Consider the following 7,699-nt stretch of genomic DNA (forward strand, 5'->3'; position numbering starts at 1 on the left):
TTAGGTTGGCAAATCAGGATTCAATAGTGACCAAGATCACAGTTTGATACCAATATCCAAACCCATCAGCTTCGAGACGTACCAGATATGGAATTCCGTTACCTGCGCTACCTGGTGGCCGTGGCAGACAAACAGAGCTTCACCCGCGCTGCCGAGGCGCTGGGCATGGCCCAGCCGCCGCTCAGCCAGCAGATCCGCAAATTCGAACAGGAGGTGGGCACGCCGCTGTTTCACCGGCTGACACGCAGTGTGGAGCTGACCGAGGCGGGGCTGAGCCTCTATCAGGATGCCAAGGGGATACTGGCGCAGACCGAGCAGGCCATGCAAAAGGCCAGGCGCATCGCCCGCGGCCAGCTGGGTTCGCTGCGCCTCGGCTTTGCCGGCTCCACCGTGTTGCACCCAAGCGTGCTGCAGCTCATCCACGACTTTCGCCAGGCCTGGCCGGAGGTCAGCCTGCACCCCATCGAGAACAGCATGCCCAATCTGGTGCGTGATCTGGTGAGCGAGGAGCTGGATGCCGCCATCTTGCGTCTGCCCTGCAGCAGCAGCTCGGCGCTGGCCCACCACCCGATCGATGAGGAGGAGATGCTGATCGCCCTGCCCCCGCACCATCCGCTGGCCGGCAGTGGTGCCATCCCCATCGAGGCGCTGGCGCAGGATCCCTTCATCCTGTTCCCTCGCGAGCTCGGACCCGGGCTGCACGACGCCATCACCCAGCGCTGCCAGCGGGCCGGCTTCAGCCCCCGCCTCGGCAGTCAGAGCCCGCAGGTGATCTCCACCGTCGGCATGGTGCAGGCCGGTTTCGGGGTCGCCATCATCCCGCGATCTGTGAGCGAGCTGCACCCCCACGGCGTCAGCTATCACCCCATCGCCACCGAGCCGCTCACCACCCGCATCAGCCTCGCCACCCGCCGCCATCCCCGCCAAAAAAGCCTGCAGCATCTGATTGGGCTGATCCCCGGCCACCATTGAAAGACAAACAAAAACCCCCATCGGCACAAGCGGATGGGGGTTTTGGCACCGTATTATTTCACGAACAAATATTGGCCAACCGATTAATTCAACTCACCTTTATCGCTGGCCAAGATGAAGCAGAATCGTTATTCAGCCACAGGATTCACATCGGTGACGGGTTGGGCAGCACGGTAGGCATCCATGATGGGAGCCCAATCCATTCCATTAGGAACTGGGTATTGCTTAAATAGCCCACCATATTTCTTGTCGAAATCATCCATACCATATTGGCGCGCTATCGGTACTTTCTGGTCATACCAATCATCGGTCACAACTTCGGCAATACCACGAGTAAGTAGAATATCTGGCTTAACATTTAGCCTATCTCCCTTAAGTAACACCTCAAAATAGCCGCCTGGCGCTAGGCCAAAATAGAGCCAGCTACGGCGGTCATAACGACCCTCAACAGAGTAGACCTGGCGCATCTGCTGCTCCAGATTGGCAGGCAAGTCCACCTTTATGCGGTAGCGCTTGCGATCATGGAAGGAAACCATTTCAATCACCGCTTTATCGGGGATGGGAACATCGTCGGTAGGCAGGCCACTACCGCCCGCCCAATAGTAACGTTGCGCCTTGATTCGATCGGCAAGTAGACCTCCAGCTCCGCCACCTGCCAAACGGTCGGCATAAACTTGCTTCCCTCCAAGATAGAACTCTGTCTTGGTGTTCTTAGTAAGATCTATATTGCTGCCTGTACCATAATCCCAAGCAAATTTAGGCAAAGGTTGTGGCGCCGCATTGGTCATCAATGACAGGCAGAACCACAACAATACAACGATATATTTCATCTTTTTGTTGGTACTTCCTGCTCTAGATGGAAGAGACTCATGCTCTCGAGCACCTTCATATTGTCAATATATCGGCGGCGCATGTCTTGGCGAAGCGCTTCAATCTCCTCTGGCGTGAGCTGTCGCGGGAAGATATCTGGTGATGTTGGCTTGGTACCCTTAGCCGGCACTGTCAACCTCCATGGTATTACCTTACTGGGTCGGTATCCGTCTTGGGTTGGGCGGTACGATAGGCATCCATGATAGGTGCCCAGTCCATACCACTGGGGGTAGGATACTGTTGATAGGCATCACCGTATGCTTTATCAAAATCGTCAAACCACTCTTTGTATACTTTGGTGACAGGATTTTCCTTGTCTTGCGAGGTTTGAATTTCGTTAGCAATCCCCCTGGCCAGCAAGATGTCAGGCTTCACTTTGGCGTTGGTTAAAAACGCCTCCACATAACCACCGGTGGCCATACCTAAGCCAATGTTATCTCGGCGTACTTCACGCGACTCATCCCTCACTTTGATGCGATAAGGTTGCGCAATCATGCGTTCCAGCTCTGCTGGCAAGGCCAGGCTAATGCGATAGCGCTTTTTATCGTGGAATGAAATCCACTCCACTTCTACCCGATCGGGGGCGGGGTGAATATCTCGGCGACCGGCAGTTATCAACCAGCGATAGTCCCTTGCACGAAGTGATTCTGCATCAACGCGACTCGACGATCCGTTGGTTGAGGCATCTACCAATTGTCCCTGACGATAAAAAAGCACCTCCGTCACCCATATTTCATCAGCATTGGATCCTACCATATGGCGCCAGTCCAGTTGTTTGGGGCCTGTGGGAGCTGCTTGACAGGCTGCGACTAATGGCAACAGCAGCAGTAAGAGTATCCAGCGCATTAATAACCTCCCTTATCATTGCCAGTCAGCTTACGGATTTCTTTGTCACCAACCCTGTTGGGTGTGTTTACCAGTCCAGTGTCAGCGCTGTAGTGCAAATAACTTAGCCGCAACTTTTGGTACAGCTCGCCAGGTAAACTACGAGCCAAGTTGATCACCTCTCCGCGCCGTTTGGCCACATCAACCCATAGCTCATCGAGTTTGGCCAAGTTCACTGTGGGATACGAAAGTGCGCTATCCAAACGGTAGGCATTGTCACCTTGTGATATCCACGTCTTAAAAGGCACACCTGCATCCCGCGCCGCTTCTACCATCATGTGCAGCGGTATACGTGAATATTCCCCCTCCACCACCCGGTGCAGCACCACATCGACGCAGATGTTCCTATGGCCCCCTGATTGACTGCCCGTGATCGGCCCCAGTGGCCTAGGACGCACATTCAAATAGCCAAGTTGAGTTGTATCACGATGGCTAGCTAGGGACACAACGCCTTTGCCCCAGCCTTGTCCAGCCCGCATTTTGGCATAGGCAAGGGCATCTCGATATGATTGGGCATCGGTTGGATTGACGTATGGCATCGCATCGGAATTGAAAGTTGCGATCACACACTTTTCTGTAATTAACGGGGATACCGCATTAGGATCACGCAGGCTCCAGCGGCTGTAATAGCCTCCACCAATATCGGAGTGAGCGCCAGGAATAATGACCTCGGTAAAACCGTCCGCAATCGCGGTGCCTGCTGCATCGTCAGTGATACGGGTCAAGTCAAAGTGATAACGCCACTCATCAGCCGCCACGATATGCACCACCCGCTCGGCACAGTCAGGGGCCAGCGTCACATTACGTTTACCCCACAGATAGGAACTGACCACGGTATCAAACAACCCGACAAACTGAATACGCACATCATCGCGACTGGCCCAGTCAAAGCCCGCCTTCAAGGGAATATCGGGGTCAGCAGCCATGGCCTCCACCAGTGGGTGGTCCCCTTTCTTATCGATACGGTTTACAAACTGGCGAGCGGCAGAGGCGCCCCGGCTAAAGCCAAACACATCGAACTCGACCTTATGAATGCACTCAATAGTGGGCAATATGCTTTCAAGTTGTTCTTTTATCTCCGCAACAATCTGAGTACGACAAGCCTGTTCGACACGTGAGGCGCTGGAGGTATTACCTTTATCCGCACCAAGACCCAAGCTGGTATCATCCTCACCTTGGGTCGTGCCTATCCCCTCAACATAAACCTTCACGATAGGAGAGCGTTTGCTTGGGGGAAGATACAAGTCATGAGCTTTGCCAACATTGGTGACGTCGTTTTTCTCGCTGTTATTCAAGCCATCAGGTAACGCCCCTTCAAAACACTGTTCCAGCAATACTTGTTGCTCTTCCGGGCTGCATTGCGCCAAGGCTGTCTCCAATGCACTTTTCCCTTCCCTGTGCTTGAAGGTGTTGTTGGCCGTGCCATCAAAGAACACTCCGATACGCAGGATATTCAGCCGATATCCCTTCACCTCAATCACGTAGGAGTGCTTGGTGAAAAAACGGGGAGGCTGGGCTTGTCCTGACTGATGCCCTTTCGGCAGTGGCTGTTCTGGCTCGGTGAGACAAAGGTCACCGGTGGTCACCTTGATATGCTCTCGTTTGACGTCGCAGTGCCCGAATAACTTGTCTGTATAGGCGGGTACCTGTGTGGTCTCACCCTCCTTGAGGGCCTCACGGGACTGCGCCGCCTTGAGCCAGGCTGGCGTCTCGATTTTTACTGTCACCGGACCAACTGCAAAACCTCGCACCAGGGTGGGTCCATCCTGCAGGGTGACCGTCTCTGACTTGCCAGTTTCGTCAGTCAAAGTGGCCTTGAGCCCCTTGAACGAACGGTTGTGCTCATCGCGAATGTCTACCTCTACCCAGTTATCATAACGTTCGCAAGGGATACAGTGGGGATCTGCCGCCATCAGGATGCTCCTGTCAATTCGTGATGTTTGTTCAGCCAGTTGGCTACCTGAACCAGCTCATCGTCGGTCAGCATCAAAGGCCCCCGTATTTCTTCAAGAGGCAAATTGACTTGCAAGGCCAAGACGCCAGCCACCACACCATCGAGCACATCCTCTTGCAGCCCATCCTGATTGGCCAGTTTGAGTGTGGGTAAAATGGTCCCGGCCGGGTCAGGATGGCGCTCCATCATAGCCGTCATGGTCTGCCAGAACCGCCGCCGCAAGATGTAGGCATGACGGTTCTCGTCGTAGAGTCCAACCAGATGATGAGGCCGGATATGAAACCAGGGGGTTTGCAATGCGGGTTGGAACCGGGCATGAGGCGTGCGAGAGAAGGCCTTGCCATGGATCCAGAGCCCGGAACAGGGCCCCAGCACACTATCGCGTTCATCAGGGGTCATGGCACTGAGCATGGGCAGGAAAATGCGTGGGTCAGAGAAACGAAACCAGACTGCTTCTCCCTCGCGTATCGCTTCTATCAGACTCTGCCAATGGCGGCGGATCAGCTCCACTGATTGGTCGCTGATCAGGTAGAAGCCGCTCAGAGCGGGATTGGCCATCATGAACTCAGTGGAAGGGGCAGGCAGCAACCAAGGCCCCAACGCAGAGTGCTCATCGAAAGCGGTACCGGCAAAAAGTGGATTGGCATTCTCTCCATCATAGATATAGAAATCCGCCACGGCTGACTCTGCCTGGGCTCCATCGATGACGGCATACCTCTCACCCGCTTGCTCGCCAGCGAGCCAATCCAATAACGTCATAATACGGAAACCTCAATCAGTCGCTTGATCCTGCTGCGGTTATCCGATGCATTGTCAGAGGTTGGGATCGTATTGAGCAAGGTATCGAAATCACCGCTCGTGGAGGAAACTACTCGATCGACCCTTAGCCTGGTCTGCGTCGGAAACAGCATCTCAGCTTCGCCCTTGAAGTGCGCAGCGTCTCCCAGCAGACGGCCACCATGACCGGCAGGCAAGCGGATCTTCAACAAGGTATCGTTGACCCAGGCCTTGTCCGGTGAGGTACTCATGAATCCTGGCTCAACAACGATATTGCCCACCCCGGTGAACTGCTCTTTCAGGGCTGCAAGCTCCGGCTTGTCCAGCGCCAGCCCCCGGTAGACGAAAGACAACTCAGGTGAGGCCGGCAATTTGGCCAGACCAGCCTCCACATCGGCAACATAGGCCTTCATTGCCTTATCAAATTCACCCGCAGATGTCGGCTCATCATTCAAATAGCTGCGACTAAGCAGGGTATCGATGGCCTCTCGCTGCTTGTAGGGGCGATCACGCAAATAGTTATTGAGCAATGTGTACCCCTGCGCCGAATAGTATCTGAGTGCTTCATCCGCTTTGGATATCTCTACCGTCGCCCACTTCTTTGCCGGCTTTTTGCCTTCCCCTTTGACCGCAACAGGTGGCGGCGGCGGTGGCACCATTGGGCCTCCGGCAAACTGGGGTGGAGCGGGCGGTGGAGCCGGTGGCCCCCCGGCAGGCGGAGGGGGCACAGGTGGCGGGGCTGCTGGACAAGGCTTGGCCAGCGGCGCCATGGACTCCATGCTCTTGTGGATGGCCGGGGCTGGTAACGTTGCTGGTGGTGGTGTTGGCACCTCGACATTACCTGGTAGAACGGGAGCCTTGCCACCCCAGCCGGAACCAGAACCAGGACTGCCGCCTGAATTCATCTTGATGGAGCCGCCACTGAGGGTAACGCCGCCGGCATCGAGCTTCACAAAGCTGCCGCCGACCTTGAGGGTCAGCTCTGCCCCCGCTTCCATCACGATCTTCATGCCCGCCTTGTGATGCACCTCGCTCCCCGCCTCCACCAGCAGAGACTGCCCCAGCTTCTGATGCAGACTGGCATCCACCGTCAGCGAGTAGTCAGCCTTCACTTGGTCGCGTTTCTCACCCTCCACAGTCAGGTGGTCGTTGGCCTTGATACGGGTCACCCGCTCGTTGTCGATATCACGATGCTCGTCATGCTTGATATGCCAGGCCGCGTCGTTCTCGATAAGTACGTTCAGGTCTTTCTGACCGTGGATGTAAATCTCTTCCTGCCCCGCCTGGTCTTCGAAACGCAGCTCGTTGAACCCCTCCCCCTGGTGGGTTTCGGTGCGCAGCACTGTGCGGGTCTTGTTGGCCGGTAACTCATACGGCGGCCGGTTGGTGGCGTGGTAAGTTCGACCCGTCACGATGGGCTGGTCCGGGTCCCCTTCAAGGAAACTCACGATAACCTCGTGGCCGATACGCGGGATGGCCATCATGCCGTATTGACCGCCGGCCCAACCTTGCGAGACCCGCACCCAGCAGGAGCTCTGGTCGTTGGAGCTGCCGTAGCGGTCCCACGGGAACTGCAGCTTCACCCGGCCGTGCTCGTCGCAGTAAATCTCCTCCCCCTCGGGCCCCACCACCATGGCGATTTGCGGGCCATCCACCATGGGTTTGTGAGGGGCCTCCGGGCTGCCGATGCGGGCCCGCCAGGTGGTACTCGCTTTCACCACGCCGAACTCATTGTGATAGACGGTGGGGCCACTGCCCCCCTCCTCTTCCAGCGCCTGCGGCTGCAAGCCGGTGTGCTGGATGCGTACGACTTGCCAATCGGTGTTAAGGCTGCCGTTGGGGTGTTCGGTGAGTGAAAACGTCTGGCCCGGCAGCAGGGCCGCGCTGTTGGACTTGCCATTGCCGGCTACGGCATCATTGCGCAGCGCATCCAGCCGATGTTGGGTAAACGCCTTGCCGCTGCCATCCTGCTTGTAGCGACCCGGAAAATCGAAGTGCTGGTAAGTATCGCGCTGGTGTTCGAGCTCTGCGCCCTGTTTTTTGTGGGAGAGACCGTAGGCCGGGGTCTTGAAGCTGTAGTCCTTGAGCTCCACATCCGAGGGGCGCACAGCCTCCCGGTAGTGGAACTGACGCACATAGGGCCCCTGTTCCAGCGAGCGGTTGCCGAGGTTGAAGAAGAGCTCGGGGCCGGCAGTCAGGGCAGCCGCGTCGTCGGCAAACACGATGCGGTGCTTGCCCGCT

At 56.4% G+C, this 7,699-nt stretch carries 6 protein-coding genes; 1 reads left to right on the plus strand and 5 read right to left on the minus strand.

Annotated features, from left to right (window positions below):
- The first annotated feature begins 87 nt into the window (after positions 1 to 87).
- Entirely contained in the window at positions 88 to 972 is an 885-nt protein-coding gene (locus ACB031_RS12700) for a LysR family transcriptional regulator (RefSeq protein ID WP_371139667.1), read from the plus strand.
- Between the two features lie 128 nt (positions 973 to 1,100).
- Here the strand turns inward: ACB031_RS12700 and ACB031_RS12705 are convergent, their stop codons facing one another.
- From ACB031_RS12705 to tssI, 5 genes are all read right to left on the minus strand, one after another.
- Positions 1,101 to 1,802 carry a DUF2931 family protein gene (locus ACB031_RS12705; RefSeq protein ID WP_371139668.1) on the minus strand — a complete coding sequence of 234 codons (702 nt, stop codon included), beginning with the start codon at positions 1,800 to 1,802 and terminating at the stop codon, positions 1,101 to 1,103.
- A gap of 187 nt (positions 1,803 to 1,989) precedes the next feature.
- Positions 1,990 to 2,688, minus strand: coding sequence for a DUF2931 family protein (locus ACB031_RS12710; RefSeq protein ID WP_043171090.1), 699 nt, complete (start codon positions 2,686 to 2,688; stop codon positions 1,990 to 1,992).
- On the minus strand, positions 2,688 to 4,640 hold the full coding sequence (locus ACB031_RS12715) for a DUF2235 domain-containing protein (RefSeq protein ID WP_268038144.1): 1,953 nt from the start codon (positions 4,638 to 4,640) through the stop codon (positions 2,688 to 2,690). Before ACB031_RS12715 ends, ACB031_RS12710 begins: the two co-directional genes overlap by 1 nt.
- Complete coding sequence (locus tag ACB031_RS12720) at positions 4,640 to 5,440, minus strand: DUF4123 domain-containing protein (protein ID WP_371139669.1); 801 nt, start codon at positions 5,438 to 5,440, stop codon at positions 4,640 to 4,642. Before ACB031_RS12720 ends, ACB031_RS12715 begins: the two co-directional genes overlap by 1 nt.
- Positions 5,437 to 7,699: type VI secretion system tip protein TssI/VgrG (tssI, locus tag ACB031_RS12725; RefSeq protein ID WP_371139670.1), on the minus strand; the 2,263-nt coding region annotated here is incomplete at its 5' end. The genes ACB031_RS12720 and tssI, both read right to left, overlap by 4 nt.

The sequence above is a fragment of the Aeromonas sp. S8(2024) genome (assembly GCF_041403085.1).
Classification (GTDB): domain Bacteria; phylum Pseudomonadota; class Gammaproteobacteria; order Enterobacterales; family Aeromonadaceae; genus Aeromonas; species Aeromonas dhakensis.

Bases quoted from the DNA above. Each gene is read 5' to 3' on its own strand.
- ACB031_RS12710 (WP_043171090.1), bottom strand. From the start codon at position 2,688: ATGCGCTGGATACTCTTACTGCTGCTGTTGCCATTAGTCGCAGCCTGT.
- ACB031_RS12720 (WP_371139669.1), bottom strand. From the start codon at position 5,440: ATGACGTTATTGGATTGGCTCGCTGGCGAGCAAGCGGGTGAGAGGTAT.
- ACB031_RS12700 (WP_371139667.1), top strand. From the start codon at position 88: ATGGAATTCCGTTACCTGCGCTACCTGGTGGCCGTGGCAGACAAACAG.
- ACB031_RS12705 (WP_371139668.1), bottom strand. From the start codon at position 1,802: ATGAAATATATCGTTGTATTGTTGTGGTTCTGCCTGTCATTGATGACC.
- ACB031_RS12715 (WP_268038144.1), bottom strand. From the start codon at position 4,640: ATGGCGGCAGATCCCCACTGTATCCCTTGCGAACGTTATGATAACTGG.